Origin of the sequence: Burkholderia sp. IDO3 (assembly GCF_003366075.1) — a bacterium.
Lineage (GTDB): Bacteria > Pseudomonadota > Gammaproteobacteria > Burkholderiales > Burkholderiaceae > Burkholderia > Burkholderia anthina.
The window spans coordinates 441,395-460,922 of the sequence record NZ_CP028964.1 but is presented as its reverse complement, the minus strand read 5'-3'; the positions used below and the strand labels follow the sequence as shown (position 1 = coordinate 460,922).

Annotated in this window: 14 protein-coding genes and 1 pseudogene; 7 read left to right on the top strand and 8 right to left on the bottom strand. The window is 63.8% G+C overall.

Annotated elements, in window-relative coordinates:
* The first annotated feature begins 139 nt into the window (after positions 1-139).
* The 3 genes from DCN14_RS33670 (at position 140) to acnB (ending at position 7,072) form a co-directional block, all read left to right on the top strand.
* Positions 140-2,515: an AAA family ATPase gene (locus tag DCN14_RS33670; RefSeq protein WP_096508817.1), complete on the top strand. Its 2,376-nt coding sequence runs from the start codon at positions 140-142 to the stop codon at positions 2,513-2,515.
* A gap of 433 nt (positions 2,516-2,948) precedes the next feature.
* Positions 2,949-4,034, top strand: a complete 1,086-nt coding sequence (locus DCN14_RS33665; RefSeq protein ID WP_096508816.1) for a DUF1176 domain-containing protein — start codon at positions 2,949-2,951, stop codon at positions 4,032-4,034.
* A 452-nt stretch (positions 4,035-4,486) separates the two neighbouring features.
* A complete protein-coding gene (acnB, locus tag DCN14_RS33660) occupies positions 4,487-7,072 on the top strand; it encodes a bifunctional aconitate hydratase 2/2-methylisocitrate dehydratase (protein WP_096508815.1) in 2,586 nt (861 codons plus the stop codon).
* A 125-nt stretch (positions 7,073-7,197) separates the two neighbouring features.
* Here acnB and DCN14_RS33655 read toward each other — a convergent pair.
* A pseudogene (locus DCN14_RS33655) lies at positions 7,198-7,366 on the bottom strand (LysR family transcriptional regulator); the annotation flags it as partial.
* A gap of 344 nt (positions 7,367-7,710) precedes the next feature.
* On the opposite strand from DCN14_RS33655, the gene DCN14_RS38185 reads away from it, so the two are divergent.
* Both DCN14_RS38185 and DCN14_RS33650 read left to right on the top strand, forming a co-directional pair.
* A complete protein-coding gene (locus DCN14_RS38185) occupies positions 7,711-7,869 on the top strand; it encodes a hypothetical protein (protein WP_162826272.1) in 159 nt (52 codons plus the stop codon).
* Positions 7,870-7,949: 80 nt separating this feature from the next.
* Entirely contained in the window at positions 7,950-9,074 is a 1,125-nt protein-coding gene (locus DCN14_RS33650; RefSeq protein WP_096508814.1) for an aminotransferase, read from the top strand.
* Between the two features lie 83 nt (positions 9,075-9,157).
* On the opposite strand, the gene DCN14_RS33645 is transcribed toward DCN14_RS33650, so the two are convergent.
* Positions 9,158-10,582: a PLP-dependent aminotransferase family protein gene (locus DCN14_RS33645; RefSeq protein WP_115531487.1), complete on the bottom strand. Its 1,425-nt coding sequence runs from the start codon at positions 10,580-10,582 to the stop codon at positions 9,158-9,160.
* A 375-nt stretch (positions 10,583-10,957) separates the two neighbouring features.
* On the opposite strand from DCN14_RS33645, the gene DCN14_RS33640 reads away from it, so the two are divergent.
* Both DCN14_RS33640 and DCN14_RS33635 read left to right on the top strand, forming a co-directional pair.
* Positions 10,958-11,329 carry a helix-turn-helix domain-containing protein gene (locus DCN14_RS33640; protein ID WP_096508527.1) on the top strand — a complete coding sequence of 124 codons (372 nt, stop codon included), beginning with the start codon at positions 10,958-10,960 and terminating at the stop codon, positions 11,327-11,329.
* Positions 11,322-13,496 carry a DUF4132 domain-containing protein gene (locus DCN14_RS33635; RefSeq protein ID WP_096508528.1) on the top strand — a complete coding sequence of 725 codons (2,175 nt, stop codon included), beginning with the start codon at positions 11,322-11,324 and terminating at the stop codon, positions 13,494-13,496. Before DCN14_RS33640 ends, DCN14_RS33635 begins: the two co-directional genes overlap by 8 nt.
* Positions 13,497-13,519: 23 nt before the next feature.
* Here the strand turns inward: DCN14_RS33635 and DCN14_RS33630 are convergent, their stop codons facing one another.
* The 6 genes from DCN14_RS33630 to narI form a co-directional block, all read right to left on the bottom strand.
* A complete protein-coding gene (locus tag DCN14_RS33630; protein WP_096508529.1) occupies positions 13,520-14,431 on the bottom strand; it encodes a hypothetical protein in 912 nt (303 codons plus the stop codon).
* A 60-nt stretch (positions 14,432-14,491) separates the two neighbouring features.
* Entirely contained in the window at positions 14,492-14,815 is a 324-nt protein-coding gene (locus DCN14_RS33625; RefSeq protein ID WP_096508530.1) for a TfoX/Sxy family protein, read from the bottom strand.
* Positions 14,816-14,904: 89 nt separating this feature from the next.
* A complete protein-coding gene (locus tag DCN14_RS33620) occupies positions 14,905-16,641 on the bottom strand; it encodes a site-specific integrase (protein WP_096508569.1) in 1,737 nt (578 codons plus the stop codon).
* 122 nt (positions 16,642-16,763) lie between these two features.
* A complete protein-coding gene (locus DCN14_RS33615; protein ID WP_096508531.1) occupies positions 16,764-18,029 on the bottom strand; it encodes a nitrate/nitrite transporter in 1,266 nt (421 codons plus the stop codon).
* A gap of 15 nt (positions 18,030-18,044) precedes the next feature.
* Positions 18,045-18,833 carry a peptidylprolyl isomerase gene (locus DCN14_RS33610; RefSeq protein WP_096508532.1) on the bottom strand — a complete coding sequence of 263 codons (789 nt, stop codon included), beginning with the start codon at positions 18,831-18,833 and terminating at the stop codon, positions 18,045-18,047.
* Between the two features lie 9 nt (positions 18,834-18,842).
* Entirely contained in the window at positions 18,843-19,526 is a 684-nt protein-coding gene (narI, locus tag DCN14_RS33605; RefSeq protein WP_096508533.1) for a respiratory nitrate reductase subunit gamma, read from the bottom strand.
* Positions 19,527-19,528 lie beyond the last annotated feature (2 nt).

Genomic DNA, 19,528 nt, shown 5'->3' with positions numbered 1-19,528 from the left:
AATGCTCGCCAAAGCAGATACAGATTCACGATCTCATAGAAACCGTCGGTAAAATAGAAATTTGTTCGCGTAAGATATGCCGTTACCGTTTAGTGTTTGCAACGAATGACCAATTAACACACGCTCGCGGAGAGGAAAAATGAGAAAAAAATTTGAAAAACTAATCGACGAATCAAAATTTTCAATAGTCGACGACGGGGTGAGATACAATTTCGCCCTCTCAATTTTCCGGACGATATTGGGTTACGCCGCTCTAGGAGCCCTCGCTGTGGCCGAAAGCGACGCGGATGATGCCGATCTTTCGTTATTGTCACAGTGCGCGAGAAAATTAACTAAGCCTGCAGATGGCGATCTAGTCTCGATCATTGACACCTTATTGCCCCTATTGTGGTCTAAAGGACAATTCCCTGACACTGGCGCCTGGTTCAGGGAGGAACATTCCAAACGTTGCTACGCGATCGTGTTCGAGCGCAACAACCGACTCGGACATGGAGTCTTCGATTTAGTTACTGCTCAAAAATCCAACGAACTGATAAGCGAAATCGAACGAGTGTTCGATTGTATTGGCCAACTCTTGCCGCTCGCCGGTGAAACAGGGCTTCTCATTGGAACGACACCATTCCCTATCCCCTTTCCAGGAGATGCGATATGTTGCTTCCGCGAAGTCGCAAGAAAATCAACTGGTTGGCGATATCGCTTCCAGACACTGGACGCCTCTGAATCTCGAGAGGCGATCGGATATCTTCAAGCAGAGAGTTTATTCCCACGACTTCTTTCCGAAAATCGATCAACTCTGAATTCCCGGACAATCTCGGACACGTGGCGCCCGCTCTTCGTTTTGCCTATTAAACAAACCGAGTCGTTTCTTGGGCGAAGCGAGCAAATGGATCAGCTTAAGGAATGGTGGAACGATGCATATTCTAGGACTTGTTTGATATACGGCGAAGGTGGCATCGGAAAGACAACTTTGGCGCTGGAGTTCGTCAATCGAGTTCTCGAGGAGGAAATCGAAATAACTTGGGAGCCCGATTACATATTTTTCTTCTCTTCCAAGCAAACTCGATGGGGCGTCAATGGAATGGAACACATCCCTGGCGTTCAAACCAGTCTCACGGAAGCAGTTATACGTTTAATTGATGCCTTGGATATCGCCAGCATCGGCCAAGATTGGTATTCAGCCTCTCCCACTGACCTCGTCAATCGGGCGGCGCAACTTATAAATGAGGTCGGATTAAAAGATAAAATATTATTTATTATAGATAATGCCGAAAATCTTGTAAGAAAAAGACAAGATGAATCCGATCTCTCGGCATTAATAAAACTAATTTCAAGAAAAATTGGTCGAGTCATGGTGACTTCGCGTCGCCGTGAGGAGATCGAGGCAGAGCCAATTAACGTCCCTCCTCTTGTCGACGAAGATGCTGCAAAATTGCTTGAGCAACTGTTAGAAGAGTCCGGGGTTGAAGCCAATGCGGATCACAACAAGCTAAAATCTTATGCGATACGTATCGGTTGCAAACCAATTCTAATCGAATTTCTTGCCAAATATGCGTCAATGACACAAGCCACTCTTGAGCGCGGCGTGCAGGAAATTTTAAAGCAGGAAGGCGGTCATCTCGGTCAATTTTTGTTCGCTGATGGTTGGGGACGCATAGAGGAAAATAGTCGTCACGTATTTATGGCGATCGCGCAACTGGGAGGCTTTGTCGACGATGTACTCCTCGCGCTTGTCACGGAAAGCTTCGGTGTACGACGAGATGATTGGATGTCTGCGTACGAAGAAACCCGATACGGTGATGCGAATTTTTTCTCTGGGAAACAGGAGATTATCTTAGACGAAGGTGCTAGAAGTTTCATATCCGGTCGATATCATGAACTTCCGAAGGAAGTAAAGAAAAAGATCGATATTGCAGTACAAGGATGCAAAACAAAATATGCTGAATATTTGGCCGCTCAACGAATTGACGTAAAGGACCGAATTGAAAAAGCGTTTGTACATCCTTTGGCGCGACAAGCAAGGATTGCGGGTGCGAAGGGAGACAATGAATTGGCAAAAGGTTTTTATGAGCAAGCCATTATTGCTGATCCGGGAAATCCTTACTTATTCGATCGTTTTGCCTGGTTCTCGATGAAGTGCCTTAGAAATCTTGAGGTTGCCGAAAATCTGGGGAAGCACGCAGCTTCTCTCGTGCCTTCGGACCCGGAAGTCAATTTTACTCTAGGTATGATTTTTGCCAGAACTGGAAATGTCGCCGAAGCAGACAATTATCTAAATATTGCCAAAGAAAATGGCAAAGAACGGTATTTGATATTACTTCAAATGGCACATGCTCGCTATACTCGAGCATGGAAGGAGAGCATTTTTGATGGTGAATGCGATAAAGCGAAAATTGGCGATTTGCTTAGTGCTAGCAAGATAGGCGCCCCTCGTACTAGGGCGCATCATCGGCATAATGAAGAAGTCGAAACTTTGCGAATCAAAGTTAAAAACCTTTATCGTAAGGCGAACGCCTAATTATGCGATATCTCACCATTGATAAAGTGTGCATTTCGGAAAGAATTTTTATTTCAATGGAATTAGACAGCGCCGGTTATTTCTATTCTTCCGGCACCCAAATTCCCGACTCCGTGCCTCCGATCTTCGATCGTTGGAATACATTAATCACTAGGAATGCTAGTACGTCTCGTTACGTAAGATGGGACGATGCCTTCAAACTTTGACCGGGTAAGCATGAGCCGTCAATCTCTCCTGCCACTGCCTCGAAGTGACGTGTATGCGGACGATCGAAAGTTCTGACCGATCGTCCGCTCAGGGTCGGCAACAGCCATCCCGACATACTTGCCGCGATTCCCCGCCTACCTCGCCCCGACCAACGCCACGAAACACGCTCATTCCCGAAACGTCATTTCCGTTACGATGCACATCATCCTCAGCTCGGTAGACCCCCATGAAAAGTCGCTTCATCGCGCTGAGCGCGGTGCTCATTACCGCTTTCGCCGGCGCGACCGCCCCGCTCGTCACCGAAGCGGCACCGCCTTTGGAAGTCAGCGCACCCAGCTACGGCACCTACAAGTCCTGGCTGGTCGCCTGCGACAACGGCTTGACCTGCGAGGCAAAGGGATTTGCGGACGGAGGCGAAACCGGCGCGGACTTGCGCTTCATTCGCGCTGCCGGGCCACACGGCGCGATTGAAGCACGGCTCAATGTCGTGACCGACGCCAGTATCGATCTCGCTGACCTGCGTGTGGACGGAGCACCGCTGCGGCTGGACGAGTCGGCCTGGAGCGTGAATATCGACCACGCCAACAATATAGCGACGTTGTCGACGACGCAGCCGGAGGCCGTCGCCGCCTTCGTATCCCGCCTTCGCAATGGCACGAAGCTTCAGGTCGCCTCGGATGCAAGCACCTCTATTCCTCTCGACGGCATGATCGCGGCGCTCTTGCGCATCGATGATCGGCAGGGGCGAGTCGGGAGCGTTACCGCGTTAATCCGCAAGGGCCCTGCCCCTGCCTCGCAAGCCACACCCGCACCGCCGCTACCGGTCGTACAGACACGGAAAATCGTTTCGCAACTGTCCAAACAAGAGGAAAAGAGCCTCATCGCGCGCACGAAGCGTATCCAGGACGCGAGTAGCTGTGAACAGAATGCGTCCAGATATCTCGAAGAAGCAGCGTATGCACTCGACGCACGGCAGGCGTTGGTCCTACTCCCATGCATTATGGGAGCCTACCAGGGGTCATCGGACGTATTCATCGTCCCGCGCGTTGGCGGCGGAACACCGGAACCTATCAAGCTGAGCGATCCCGCCGGCGGAGTCATGGATTCTTTACTGACGGAACCGGGCTTTGACCCGGCAACTGGCACGCTGTCGACTGCCGCCAAGGGGCGCGGGCTGGCTGATTGCGGTTTCCGGGCCGAATGGATCTGGGATGGCCACGCATTTCAAATCTCGGCGGCGTCGCGGCAAACTACCTGCGGCGGCATCGAACCCGGTGACTGGCCCACCCTCTATCGGTCGCGGCGCAGGTAAAGCAACACCGCGGTTCCCGCAGGCACCGTCGATCCGCCGATCGTGACGCAAGACTACGCGCACCTGTCCCCGCTACCGCCGCCAGGACGCTGCCGACACAGCAGCGCCTTTTTCACATAGCGGAATCGCGCATCGACACCCTCGACGCCCCGCCGGACGAAGTCCCACGTCATGAACGCCCAACGGGCGTTCGACTTCCCCCGCGCACCCACGTCCCTCCTGAATTGCCCATACAACCTTGCACGGCAAGGCTCCAGCACACCCCGTCGAATCGCCCCAGCAAGAAAGTCCATCCGCCCCGCCACCAACTCTTATATAAGACATAAGACATTTGACGCTTCACCATATTGCGATTAGAATCCCGTCCAAAGCAATGAAGCAGTGTCCGGAACAGCAGCCTCGGCGTGCCTGGAAAGCCCTTCCCCTGAAACGCAATCTCAGCAGGTCCCCCCATGCTTGAAAACTTTCGTGCTCACGTGGCCGCCCGCGCCGCGCTCGGTATTCCCCCCCTGCCGCTGACGGCTCAGCAGACCGCCGAACTGGTCGAACTGCTGGCGAACCCGCCCGCGGGCGAAGAGCAGACGCTGCTCGACCTGATCACCCACCGCGTGCCCGCAGGCGTCGACGAAGCCGCTCGCGTGAAGGCCGGCTTCCTGGCCGCCGTCGCGAAGGGCGAGACCGCCTGCCCGCTGATCTCGCGCGAACGCGCGACCGAACTGCTCGGCACGATGCTCGGCGGTTACAACATCCAGCCGCTGATCGAACTGCTGTCCGACGAAGCCGTCGCCGCGGTCGCCGCCGACGCGCTGAAGAAAACCCTGCTGATGTTCGACCAGTTCCATGACGTGAAGGAACTCGCCGACAAGGGCAACGCACACGCGAAGGCCGTGCTGCAGAGCTGGGCCGACGCAGAATGGTTCACGAGCCGTCCGGAAGTGCCGGAAAGCCTGACCATCACCGTGTTCAAGGTCACGGGCGAAACCAACACCGACGACCTGTCGCCGGCACCGGACGCCACCACCCGCCCGGACATCCCGATGCACGCGCTCGCGATGCTGAAGAACGCACGCCCCGGCATCACGCCGGAAGAAGACGGCAAGCGCGGCCCGGTCAAGTTCATCGAATCGCTGAAGGAAAAGGGTCACCTGGTCGCCTACGTGGGCGACGTGGTCGGCACCGGTTCCTCGCGCAAGTCGGCCACCAACTCGGTGCTGTGGTTCACCGGCGAAGACATCCCGTTCGTCCCGAACAAGCGTTTCGGCGGCGTGTGCCTCGGCAGCAAGATCGCTCCGATCTTCTACAACACGATGGAAGATGCCGGCGCGCTGCCGATCGAACTCGACGTGTCGCAGATGGAAATGGGCGACGTGGTCGAACTGCGCCCGTACGACGGCAAGGCGCTGAAAGACGGCAACGTGATCGCCGAATTCCAGGTCAAGTCCGACGTGCTGTTCGACGAAGTGCGCGCCGGCGGCCGCATTCCGCTGATCATCGGCCGCGGCCTGACCGCGAAGGCGCGTGAAGCGCTGGGCCTCGCACCGTCGACGCTGTTCCGCCTGCCGCACCAGCCGGCCGACAGCGGCAAGGGCTTCTCGCTCGCACAGAAGATGGTCGGCCGCGCATGCGGTCTGCCGGAAGGCCAGGGCGTGCGCCCGGGCACGTACTGCGAACCGAAGATGACCTCGGTCGGCTCGCAGGACACCACGGGCCCGATGACCCGCGACGAACTGAAGGATCTGGCGTGCCTCGGCTTCTCGGCCGATCTCGTGATGCAGTCGTTCTGCCACACCGCCGCTTATCCGAAGCCGGTCGACGTGAAGACGCACCAGACCCTGCCGACCTTCATCAGCACGCGTGGCGGCATCGCGCTGCGTCCGGGCGACGGCGTGATCCACTCGTGGCTGAACCGCATGCTGCTGCCCGACACCGTCGGCACCGGCGGCGACTCGCACACGCGCTTCCCGATCGGCATCAGCTTCCCCGCAGGCTCGGGCCTGGTCGCCTTCGCGGCCGCCACCGGCACGATGCCGCTGGACATGCCGGAATCGGTGCTGGTCCGCTTCAAGGGCAAGATGCAGCCGGGCGTCACGCTGCGTGACCTGGTCAACGCGATTCCGCTGTACGCGATCAAGCAGGGCATGCTGACGGTGGCGAAGCAAGGCAAGAAGAACATCTTCTCCGGCCGCATTCTCGAAATCGAAGGCCTGCCCGACCTGAAGGTCGAGCAAGCGTTCGAACTGTCGGATGCGTCCGCGGAACGTTCGGCCGCCGGTTGCTCGGTGCGCCTGAACAAGGAACCGATCATCGAATACCTGAACAGCAACATCACGCTGCTCAAGTGGATGATCGCGCAGGGCTACCAGGATCCGCGCAGCCTGCAGCGTCGTATCGCCGCGATGGAACAGTGGCTGGCCGACCCGCAACTGCTGTCGCCGGACGCGGACGCCGAGTACGCGGCCGTCATCGAGATCGACCTCGCCGACATCCACGAGCCGATCGTCGCATGCCCGAACGACCCGGACGACGTGAAGACGCTGTCGGACGTCGCTGGCGCCAAGATCGACGAAGTGTTCATCGGTTCGTGCATGACCAACATCGGTCACTTCCGTGCCGCGTCGAAGCTGCTGGAAGGCAAGCGCGACATTCCGGTCAAGCTGTGGGTCGCGCCGCCGACCAAGATGGACCAGAAGCAACTGACGGAAGAAGGTCACTACGGCGTGTTCGGCACGGCCGGCGCGCGTACCGAAATGCCGGGCTGCTCGCTGTGCATGGGTAACCAGGCACAGGTGCGCGAAGGCGCGACGGTGATGTCGACGTCGACCCGTAACTTCCCGAACCGCCTGGGCAAGAACACGAACGTGTACCTCGGCTCGGCGGAACTGGCGGCGATCTGCTCGCGTCTGGGCAAGATCCCGACCAAGGAAGAGTACATGGCCGACATGGGCGTGCTCACCGCCAACGGCGACAAGATCTATCAGTACATGAACTTCGACCAGATCGAAGACTTCAAGGAAGTCGCCGACACCGTGCAGATGTAAGCATGCTGTCGTGCTGCGGCGGGCTGGGCCCGTCGTAGCGGCACGCAATGGCGCCACGGGCTGAATGCCTGTGGCGCCATTTTTTTTGCATGTCGCCAGCGTCGCGCGACGATCCGGCGCATACGTCAGGTTATCGCCCACAGCCAGCCGGGAAGGTCCGACGACGCACCGCCGGCCGTCATGGGCTCCGGCGTCATCGGGCAGTAGTGTGAAACATCTTCGATAAAACCCATCGGCGCGACCGCGCACACTACTTTCGAGATCGTCACGCACGAGATGCCACGGATCGATCGCACCTTCGACGTCCTGCTCATCGGCCCCGGCGTGATGGTGGCCATCGCACACGGCATCGGGATGGCCGAAACGGTGTTCGCCCAGATGAAGCGCGACGCCGGGCGCCGGCGACAGCAAAGGCAGTTCGATACATCGATAAGTCACCTGCTGCCTCCTCGAACGGATTTCTGTGCGCAGTCACGAGCGGCTCGAACGCACGCTTTACAGCACTCCGCCGACCGACATCGATGCCCTCGTCACACCGCTCAAAACGTAGATTTTTAGTCCACTATGGACAATTCGTTTTTAAGAGAAGATACTTGGCCTCAAGCGACGGTCTTCGTTTCACCTTCATCGGAGCTCGCATGAACCTCAAGCATCCGGTCCTCGCGGTCGCGTTGTCCGCGGGCCTGTCCGGGCTGGCGTGCGCGGACAACACCGCGGTGCTCGACGCACTGCAGCAGGACAGCTCACCGAACCGGCCGTCCATCCAGCATTTCCAGCGCGACCTCGTCGTCAGATAGCGCGCGCCGCCACCGGGCCTGCCCGTTTCAATCCGTATGCGGCGCGCACGCACCGCACCCAACCCGACCAAGGAACGAACATGAAGATCAAGGAATTCGGCGTCGAACGCTGGATGGACCTGTACGAAAATCGTTGCACGTACAACCTCGCGGAAACGTGCGTCGAATCGCTGACGGTCGACCAACTGCTGACCATGACCGGCAAGCAGGACACGCTGCTCGACGAGTTGCGTCCGATGAAGCTGACGTACGGCGCGATCGAAGGCACGCAGCGTCTGCGCGAAGTGATCGCGTCGACTTACGCGCGCCAGTCGGCATCGAACGTGATCGTCACGCACGGTGCGATCGGCGGCAACGCGCTGATCTACGAAACGCTGGTCGAACCGGGCGATACGGTGGTGTCGGTGTTGCCGACCTACCAGCAACACTACTCGATTCCGGAAAGCTACGGCGCGAACGTGAAGGTGCTGAAGCTGCGCGAGGAAAACGCGTTCCTGCCGGATCTCGAAGCACTCGCGTCCCTCGTCGACGACAAGACGCGCCTGATCGCGATCAACAACCCGAACAACCCGACCGGCTCGCTGATGGACGAAGCGATGCTCGGCAAGATCGTCGAGATCGCGAAACGGTGCGGCGCCTACGTGCTGTGCGACGAGGTCTATCGCGGCACCGATCAGGCCGGCAGCGGCTACAGCGCATCGATCGCCGATCTGTACGAGCGCGGGATCAGCACGGCGAGCATGTCGAAGACGTACTCGCTCGCCGGGCTGCGCCTCGGCTGGATCGCGGGCCCGGTCGAGCTGATCCATGCCGTGAGCGTGCATCGCGACTACAACACGATCAGCGTCGGGATGATCGACGACTATCTCGCGACGCTCGCGCTCGAACACCGTGACGTGATCATGCAGCGCAATCACGACATCGTGCGCACCAACCTGGCCATTCTCGATGCGTGGGTCGAACGCGAGCCGGCGATTTCGTGGGTCAAGCCGAAGTCCGGCACGACGGCGCTGCTCAAGTATGCGTTCGACATGCCGTCGCGCGCGTTCTGCACGGAGCTGATCGAAGCGACCGGCGTGATGTTCACGCCGGGCAGCGCGCTCGACATGGAAGGCTACGTGCGGATCGGCTATGCGAACAACCGGACCGTGCTCGAGCAGGGGCTGGCGCACGTGTCGGCGTTTCTGCGCGCGAAGGCCCGCTGATCCGGGACTCGCGACGTTCGGGCCGGCAATGCGGCCCTGACGTCCGCGCGAAAAGGCCGGTACGCCGCGTACCGGCCTTCGTTTCATCGCATGCACGACGCCGCGAGCTTGCCGACCGCGATCACCGCCTGCTCGATGTCCGGCGACCACGGGCTGCTGTAGTTCAGCCGGATGAAGTTCCGGTAGTTGTCCGTGATCGAGAACATGTAGCCCGGCCCGATCGTGATCCCCTGCTCCAGCGCAAGCTGGTATAGCCGCATCGCATCGACCTGCGCCGGCAACTCGACCCACAACACGTAGCCGCCCGCCGGGCTCGAGATGCGCGTGCCTTCGGGGAAGAACCGCGACACCATCGCACGCATCAGGTTCGCCTGCTGCGCATACGCCTTGCGCAACCGCCGCAGATGATGCTCGTAGCCGTCCCGTTCGAGAAACTCGGCGATCGCGAGCTGCGGGATCGACGGCGTCGCCAGCGTGTTCAGGAACTTCAGCTTCTCGACCTGATCCCGGTAGCGGCCCGGCAACGCCCAGCCGATCCGGTACGCGGCCGTGAGGCTCTTCGAGAACGACGCGCAATGCAGCACGATCCCGCCGCGGTCGTAGGACTTCAGCGTGCTCGGATGCGAATCGCCGAAATACAGTTCGTTATACACACCGTTTTCGATGATCGGCAGGTCGACACGGGTGGCGAATTCAACCAGTTCGCGCTTGCGCTCGTCGGGCATCTGGAAGCCGAGCGGGTTCTGGAAATTCGGCATCACCATGCACGCGGCGATCGGCTGCGACTTCGCGATCGCCGCCAGCGCCGCGATGTCGATTCCGTATTCCGGGTGCGTCGCCACCTCGATCGCCTTCATCCCCATCCGCTCGATCGCGTGCAGCATCGCGTAGAACGTCGGCGATTCCACCGCGATCGTGTCGCCCGGCTTCGCGACCGCCTGCAGGCACAGGTTGATCGCCTCGGTCGCGCCGACCGTCACGATGATCTCGTTCGGGTCCACCGACATCCCGTTTTCCAGATAGCGGCGCGCGATCTGCCGGATCAAGCGCGGATGGCCGGGCGGCAGCCCGTCCGTCACGCCCCATAACGACTTGTCGCGGCCGGCCGCGTACGCATAGCGGTTCAGCTTCTCGAACGGAAACAGGCTCGGGTCCGGATACGGCGAGCCGAGCGGCACCGCGTCGTCCGTGCCGATCGAGCGCAGCGTCGACAGCACGAGCCGGCTCATGTCGACCGACGACGACACCGCGATCGGCTTCGACGGCCGCAGGTCGCGCACCGGCGCGTGGCTGTCGTCGCGGCGCAGGTTCACGAAATAACCGGATTGCGGGCGGCTTTCCAGCAGCCCGCGGCTTTCGAGCAGCAGATACGCATGCAGCACGGTCGTGATGCTGATCCGGTGCTGCTGGCTCGCCTGCCGTACCGACGGAATCCGGTCGCCGTGCCGGTACACGCCCTGACGGATCAGGCGCTCGATGTCGTCCGCGAGTTTTTCGTAGAGCTTCATCGCGCGCTCCTTGCCGGCCTGCGCATGTACGCCGCCGCCTCGTGCGCGTCCGAAACGCGCGTGTTCTGCCCGCCGACCGGGCTGTCGTGATGCCTGATAGCTTCCTCCGGTTTTGCCTTTTCCATCGCAGTGGCTCGCTTTTGAAGATGCGCCGGGAGGCCCGTGACGTCCGGGCCTGCGGTACTGTGCACTTGATGGTTGAATCTTAAAAGCAGAACAGTTTGCCCGGAGTACACACATGGAACGCGCACACAAGAGTACAGTTCGGCGCCAATCGATGACTTCCGGCGAACTGTACGTCTTATGAAAAGGCGGCCGGATGGCGATCGGAGTGCAATACTGTGCGACCGCACGGTTTTATCGACGGAGTTCCGCATGCAGCACCCGATCGAACAGGCATCCGACCTCGGCGGCGTGATCCGCGCCGCCCGCAAGGCACAAAAATGGCGCCAGAACGATGCGGCCGACCATGCCGGCGTCAGCGAGTCGTTCATGGTCAAGGCCGAACGCGGCGCGGACACCGTCCAGTGGGGCAAGGTGTTCGGGCTGCTGCAGCGGCTCGGCGTACGCGTCCTCGTCGAACTGCCCGACGCGGGCGGCGAACTGCTCGAACGGGAAACGGCACAGGCGCGTCGTCGCGCCGACGCGCGTGCGGCACGTGCGGCCAAGGTCGATGCGCGGCCCGCGTCACGCGTCGCGGCCGCCGACGGCACACCGCGCGCCGGCCAGGAGCCGACGCATGACTGACGACGCCCTCGTCGCGCTGCTCGTTGCGCGGCTGACCGACACCGCCGACCACCCGCGCTTCACCGGCACGCCGATCGACCTGTCGGCACTCGACGCGCATGCGCTCGGCGCGGTCTGGCCGGCGCTACGCCGCGCCGAGCGGCGGATCATCCAGCACGAACTCGCGTACGACGATCCGCGTGCCGGGTTCGTCCGCTGGCTGCGCGAGCAGATCGAAGCGCTCGGCATCGCGCCGCTGATCGGCGCCGATGCCGCGCTCGAACTGTTCCGCGCCATCCCGGCCGGCGCGCAGACGCTCGCGCTGCAGGAATTGCCGTACCTCGACGCACTGCCATCGCCCGCGCTGCAGGCCGAACTCGCACGCATCGCGGACGGGCCGCCGCAACCGGGCCTGGGTGCCGGATCGCCGTACGGCGCCTATGCGCTCGACTGGTTCGCGGGCCGTCGCGACTTCTCGGCCCGACGGGAAGCCTGTGCGCAGGCGCTCGCCGATTCGCCGTTTCGCGTGCGCGAGCTCGACGTGCTTCCCGAACTCGGGCCGGCGTCGCTGCTTGCGCTCGCCGCAACCAACGACGGCTATTTCGCGCCGAAGCGGCTGTGGATCGATGCCGACGATCCGGCCGTCACGCTCGCGCAAGACGCCGCCTACGTCGCGTTCGCGCACGACGCGCTGGTCGAGGCCGCGCAACAGGTCGCCGCGATCCATGCCGGCACCGTTCCCTATCAGGCCGATCGCGCGTTCACGACCGACGATGCGCAGGTCGTCGCACGCGCGGCGCGCGTGGCCGCCTGGCGCGACGAAGTGTGGCTGCGTCCGCTGATCGGGCCGCTGCTGAGCGGCGTATGCGTCGCGCCCACGGCCGCGAAGACCGCGCCGTCGCAATCGCTCGCGATCGCGCTCGGCCACGCGATCGAGACGATCCCGACGCCGGAAAGCGTACGCGCGCTGCGCGACGCGCTAGCCGTCGTGCGTCATGCCGGCGTGCAGAAGAAGCTCGCGCGCAACGTGAAGCCGGCCGAGCGCGCGCTCGGCGAGCGGCCGCGCACCGCGCTGCGCATGACGCTCGGCGCGAAGCCGGACAAGAAGCAGCTCGCGATGCTGGCCGTCTGCATGGAAGCGAGCTTCTGGCAGCCGATGACGCTCGATTACGCGGAATGGCGCGAACGCCTCGTCGATGCGCCGGCCGGCGCCGCATTCTCGACGCGGATGATCTGGCAGGCGCGCGCGCCCGACGGCGCGACGCGCTCGTTCATGCCCGACAGCGCGAAAGGCAACGTCGTGCTGCGCGACGCGGCCGGGAATCCATGCGACATCGATCCGAACGGCGAGATCCGGCTATGGCATCCGCTGCGCGCCGACGCGGCCGAACGGCTCGCGTGGCAGCACGCGATCGTCGGCCGTGCGATCCGGCAGCCGGTCCGGCAGGCGTTTCGCGAGTGCTACGTGCCGGCCGATGGTGACGTCGCCGCAAGCGAGTCCGCGATGTTCGAAGGCCACGTGCTCGCGACCCGGCCGCTGATCGGCGTCGCGCGCAGTGAAGGATGGGCGCTGCGGGCCTACGACGACGGGCTCGTGCGCGAGTTCGGCGACGTGCGCGCGACCTTCGGCGTCGACGCCCCGCTCTATCCGGGCGCGGACAGCCACGGCACGTCGCGCCGGCTGCACGTCGAGCGCAGGCGCGAACGCCATTGGGCGCCCGTGCCGATCGGCGAGGTCGACCCTGTGGTGTTCTCTGAAATTGCGCGTGCAGTCGACCTGCTGGTGAGCGTCGCGGCCTTCGCGCTCGACGACGACGCCACGCACGCCGCGGCCGCATCGCTCGCGCCGGACCCGGTGCGCCGCCGCGCGATGGAAGCGGAACGCTGGAATCGTCTGAACCGGCTGTCGGATCTGCCGCTGGGCGTGATGGCGGCGCATCGCCGGCACGTGCTGTCGCTCGTGTTCGCCGACGCGATCGCGCAAGGGCGGATCGCGCTCGACGAACGCCATGTGCGTGTCGGCGAATGGTCGGTGCATTGCGCAACCGGCCGCGTGATGCGCGACGGCGAGCCGGTCGATACGCCGGTCGAGCCGCCGGCGTCGCCGCTGCGCGCGGTGCCGTGGCTGCCTTACGACGAAGCGCTGCTGCAGCGGATCGTCGATGTCGTGGCGGGGTTGCTGGACTGAGCGGCGAGTGGTGAGCGGCGCGCCTACCGCGCCGTCTGCTGCCGCTGCGCCTCCTGCGCTTTCATCTGCAGATACGCGCTCCGCTCGACCTCGTGCAGTTGCTGCGGATACTGCTCGGTCGCGTCGAACCAGCGCGCGAAGCGCTGGTCGAGCGGCTTGTCGAGCGTCGCGAGATACGCGTCGATCGCGAGGTAGTAGCGCATCGTGTTGCGCTCCAGCAGCCCGCGCACACCGCCGATGTATTGCGGCTGCGCGACCGACGCGCCGCTCGCGAGCGTGAACCCGACCTTGTCGCTGCCGATCGTCGCGAGGTAGGTCTTCATCGCCATGCGGCCGACCGTGCCGAAGCCATACGCATACGTCAGGTGCAGGAACGTGCGCGACGCGCCGACCGGCACGGCCTCCAGCACGATCCGGTAGTCCTTCGTGCCCATCGGGCCGCTGTCGGCGCTCAGGTCGACCTGGAAATAGTCGGACGTCGCGGCGGCCACGCGATAGCGGAACTGCACGCGATAGGTCTCCGACAGCTTCTGCTCGACCTTGCGGCCGAGATTCACGTCGAGCACCGGGCCGTTGCTGCCGGCCGACGCATGACAATACTTCGTGTTCAGGTGCAGGATCAGCACCGCGCACCAGTTCGCGGGGCCCTGCGCGGGATCGTCCAGCTTGCCGCTCACGACGGAATACGGATAGTCGACGACGGCGTAGATATCGCCCTTCAGCGATGACGAAGCCTCGGACGATTCGAGGTACAGCGGACGATGGAACGGGTTGTTCTTCAACTGCTCGCCGAGGCTGTGATAGCGGTCGAGCAGCGCCGCGCCACCGTTCGCGCCGAACGACAGCGCGCTCCAGCCCAGGCATAAGGCCGCAACGAGCGCGTGCCATGCGCGGCGCGCGTAGCGCGGGGCTTGCGGATCTGAGGACGTCTCCATTCGTGTGCTCCAGCGGGAGGCGCAGTGCGTGCGCGCGTGATTCACGGAATACGCCGATCGCTATCGGCCCCGCTTCACCGGCACCGGCAATTGCGCGGCAGTGATCCGGATCAGCGTCGACAACCATTCGCGGTCATCCCAGCGCTCGCCTGCAATGACCAGATGCGGCTTCGCTGTCGGATACGGCGGCGCTTCCTCGCAGATGCCGAGAAACGCACGCCCATCGGGCGTCGGCTTGACGAACAGGCGATCGTCGCAGACCAGCGCGACCATCTTGCCGTCGCAGTAGACCCCGTATTCGCCGAACATCTTGCGGGCCGACACCGCGCCGGCCGCGGCCATCTGCTCGACGATGAAATCGACGGTTCCCTGACTCGATGCCATCCGCCCGCTCCGTTGTCGAATACACGTTCTGACCGTCACCGATGCGGTGTCGTTCCGTTCAATTCCCGCGCAACCGCTCGCGCGCCGCGTTATTTGTCTGCCGAAAACGCACTCGACATCTGCCGCGCCCGCTTCACATCGTCCCCGTGCAGATAGATCGACGTCGTCGAGATCGACGCATGCCGCAGGTTGTCGCGCACCGTCGTCAACTCCGCGCCTCGCGCGAGCGCATGCGTCGCATGCGTGTGCCGCATCCAGTGCGGGCTCGCCTGCCGCAGCTTCTGCGCGAGCGCCGGGTTGTCCTCGTCGACGAGCGCGGCCGTCTGCGCGAAGAAGCGCTGCATCACCTTCCACAGCCGCACACTCGTGATCCCGGCCGCGCCGTCTTCCGCGAGGCTCGCGATCAGCGGCGTATCCGGGCGCCAGCGCACCGGCGTCACCGGCAGCCGCCGCGCGACCAGATGACGATCGAGCGCCGTGCGCGCGAGCGGCGGCAGCGCGACGCGCGCGGCCTTGCGGCCCTTGCCGATCACCTTCAGCCACGCATCGCCGTGCGCGTCCGTCGCGATGTCGCCGAGCGTCGCGCCGACCAGTTCGCTTGCACGCAGCCCGGTCGCGTAACCGAAATCGAGGATGAAGCGCAGCCGTTGCGCGGCGGCCGGCGACCAGCCGGACTGCGGCGCGCTGGACGACGTGTCCTTGCGAAACTCGAGTCCGTCCGCGATCGTGCGCACAAGCAGCCACTCGCCTTCGGTGAACGCGTGCGACGTGTCGAGCGCATTCGCGCCGCGCGTGTCGCGCACCTTGACGCCCGCGAACGGATTCGCGAGCAGGTAGCGCTGCTCGATCAGCCAGCGGAACAGCGCGCCGAGCACCGACAGCGTGTACGCGGCCGAACGCGCGGACAGCCCGCCCGAGAACGGCCGCCAGTCCGGCGCGCCGCGCGGCCGCACCGGGCCGACCCAGCGCGCGTGCGGCGTCGGGCTGCGCAAGAACGCGCGATACGCGACCGCATCCTCGGTCGTCAGCGACGACAGTGCGCGCTTGCGCTCGACGATCGCCCACAGGATCAGCCGCTCGGCCTCCTTCCGGTACGCACGCCGCGTCGCGGCCGATTCGTGCAGCGACAGCCATGCATGCACGGCCGCGTAATCGTTGTCCGCGTCGAGCGTGCTGGTCGCGCGCGGCGCGCGAAACGTGCCGGCCGACCCGTCGACTTCGTGCGGCAGCTTCAGGTGCTCCCACGGCACGATGCTGCCGCGCGGCGTGGCGGCAATCAGCGCGCGGGCGCGCTCGGTCAACTCGGGATGCGCGGCGAAGAACGCTTCGACGTGCCGCGCGCTCGCCACGCCGAGCCCCGCGATCGCGCGCCACCATTGACGCCGGCGCGGAATCCGCACGGTCAGGTCGGCCAGCGTCGCGATCCCGTGCGCGCGCAGCGCGACCACCGCCCGCGCGGGCAGCCACAGGCCGACGTCGTCGCTGATCTGCGGCACCGGCGCTCGCGCATGACGCAGCATGCCGATCGCCTCGGCCATCGCCCTGGCCATCTGCGTGCGTTCGCCGTCGGCATGACCGAGCTGCGCCGCGAGATCGGGCCGCCCCGCCTGTCGCGCGACGCGCACGAGGCGGCGGCGAATGCCGCCGATCACGCCGCGCGCCGAGCGCCCATCGCCAAGACGACCGGGCAGATAGCGCTCGACCGCCCGGCGCACGGTCATGCCCGCGTACCACGCGCGCAACGCGGCCAGTTCGTCGGCGTCGGGAAAGCCTGCGGGCGCAGGCGCGGAGTCAGAGGAAGGCGGCGAAGCGAGGCGCGGTTTCATGGGCGCCAGTTTGACAGAACTGCGCGCGGCAGAAAACGCCTGCGGGACGGTGAAACGCAGGCGAAACACCGGCGCGATGCCGGACACATCCGGCATCGCGCGAACCCGTCGAACGGAAACGGTCAGCCCACCACGGGCGTGCGCCGCACTTCGGACAGGTAGATGAGGATCAGCGACACCCACACGATCCCGTACAGGAACATGAAGCAGGTCGTGCGCACGCGCAGCAGGTCGAGCAGCGCGCCGAACAGGATCGGCAGCAGGAAACCGCCGAGCCCGCCCGCGAGGCCGACGATGCCCGTGACGACACCCATGTTGTCCGAGAAATCGTCCGCGACGTACTTGAAGGTCGACGCCATCCCGAGCGCGAACACCGCGCCCAGCACGAAGGTGAGCGCGACGAAGCCGGCAACCGGCATCGCGACGTTCAGCGTCGCGGTGCCGTCGATCGTGTGGATCACGAAGTCGGTCGCCGGATACGACAGCAGGAACAGCGCGATCCATGCGACCCACAGCCCCCACCACGTGACCGCATGCGCGCCGAAGCGGTCGGACAGCGCGCCGCCGAGCGCGCGCAGCACGGAGCCCGGCAGCGAGAAGCCCGCCGCGAACGCCGACGCCATCACGAGCGACATCCCGTATTCGCTTTTCAGGTACTGCGGGATCCACAGCGACAGCGCGGTGAAGCCGCCGAACGTGATCGAGTAGTACTGGCACAGCCGCCACACGCGCGGATCGCGCAGCACCTTGAACGATTCGAGCCACGAGCCGCCGCGCTTGCCCGCGCCCGGATCGGGCGCCGACGCGAACCAGAAGATCACGGCCGTGACCAGCAGCGCCACCGCGTACACGCGCGGCACGAAGCGCCAGCCGTATGCATCGAGCAGCAGCGGCGTGACGAACAGGTTCACCGCCGCGCCGCACGTGCCCGCGCCGAACACGCCCATCGCGAGACCGCGCCGTTTCGGCGGGAAAAAGCGCGCGACATACGGCGTGCCGACCGCGAACGATGCGCCGACGCAGCCGAGGAACAGCCCGATCGCGAGGAACTGCCAGAGCTGCGTCGCGTAGCTGACGATGTAGACGGGAATCGCGCACACGACGAGCAGCACCGTCATCACGATGCGGCCGCCGAAGCGGTCGGTCCACGTGCCGAGCGGCAAACGCATCAGCGCGCCGGTCAGCACCGGGGTCGACGTGAGCAGCCCGAACTCGGTGCTGTTCAAGCCGAGATCGGTGCGCAGCTGCACGCCGAGCACGCCGAACATCATCCACACGACGAAACACACCATGAACGCGAGCGTGCTCGCGGCCAGCACCGACCACGCGCGCAGCGGGATCGCCTGCGAATCCGCGGCCGGCGCGGCGTTACCTTGTCGAATTGCCATACGCAAAACCCCGTTTCATTGGACCAGCGGCCCGTTCGCGCCGTCGAAGCTCACGCCTTCGACCCGCGCGCCGCCCGCGAGTATCGCCACGTACTGCCGCATCGCCCGCTGCCGCACGCGCTCCGACAGGTACGCGGCGATCTGGCCGGCCGCTTCGTCGAACGGCACGGCGTCGCCCGGCACGCGGCGCTCGATGCGCACGATGTGAAAACCGAAACGCGTGTTGACGAGTTTCGGCAGCACGCCGATCCCTTCCGTATCAAACAGCGCGGCCTCGAATTCCGGCACGGTGTCGCCGCGCAGCAATTGCCCGAGGCTGCCGCCGACCTGCGCCGACGGGCAGTTCGACGCGGCGCGCGCAACGGCTTCGAACGTATCGGGCGCGGCGACCACGTCGGCGAGCGCGCGTTCCGCGCGCTGCCGCAGCGGCGCGAGCGGCACGCGGTCGGTCACCGCGAACAGCACGTGGCTCGCATAGACAATGTCGTTGCGGCGAAAGCGCGCCGGATGCTGCGCGTAGTAGCGCTCGCAATCGGCGCGATCCGGTTCGGGCACGTGCGTGAGCTCGCGTTCGAGCAGCGCGTCGACCGCCGCATCGTCGAGCGGCACGCCTTCTTCGATCAGCGCGAGCGACACCGCGCGTTGCCGCAGCAACTCGCGCACCGCGAGCGCATACCGGGCCACGTCGAGCGGATCGGGGGCATCGTCGTGATGCTCGGCTTCGGCCGCGATCGACGCCGCGTCGATCTCGACATCGTTGACGATCAGCGGCACCGTCGCGACTTCGGAGAGAACGTCGTTCATGCCGCCTCCTCAGCGCTTGCGCACGAGTTGATACGGCCGGATCAGGTACGCGACCGATGCGATGCCGCTCCAGATGTGCACCATCCGCGTGAACGGCGACACGAGGAAGATCGTGAAGCCGAGCAGGATATGCAGCCGGTACGTCAGCGGCACGCCGACGAGCAGGCTCGCGATGTCCGGCCGGAACGTGACGACGCCCTTCACGTAGTCGGTGAGCTGCTCGAACATCGCGCCGTCCATGTGGCGCGTCGACAGCACGACGGTGCCGAGCCCGAGCGCGAGCTGCGCCCACAGCATCAGCACGATCAGGATGTCGGACTTGCGGCTGTTGTTGCGGATGCGTGCGTCGCCGAGACGACGCCAGATCAGGATCGTCAGGCCGATGATCGCCGCGACGCCGGCCGTGCCGCCCGCCACCATCGCGACGAGCTGGTGCCCGGACGCCGACAGGAACGGCGACACGAGCCAGTGCGGCGCGAGGAAGCCCGCGAAGTGCCCGAGCACGACGACGAGGATGCCCCAGTGGAACAGGTTGCTGCCGAGCCGCAGCATCCCGTGGCGCAGCAGCTGCGACGAATCGCTTTTCCACGTGTACTGATCGCGGTCGAAGCGGATCAGGCTGCCGATCAGCAGCACCGCGAGACAGATGTACGGGTAGATCCCGAACAGGAACTGATGCAGGTAAGCGTTCATGT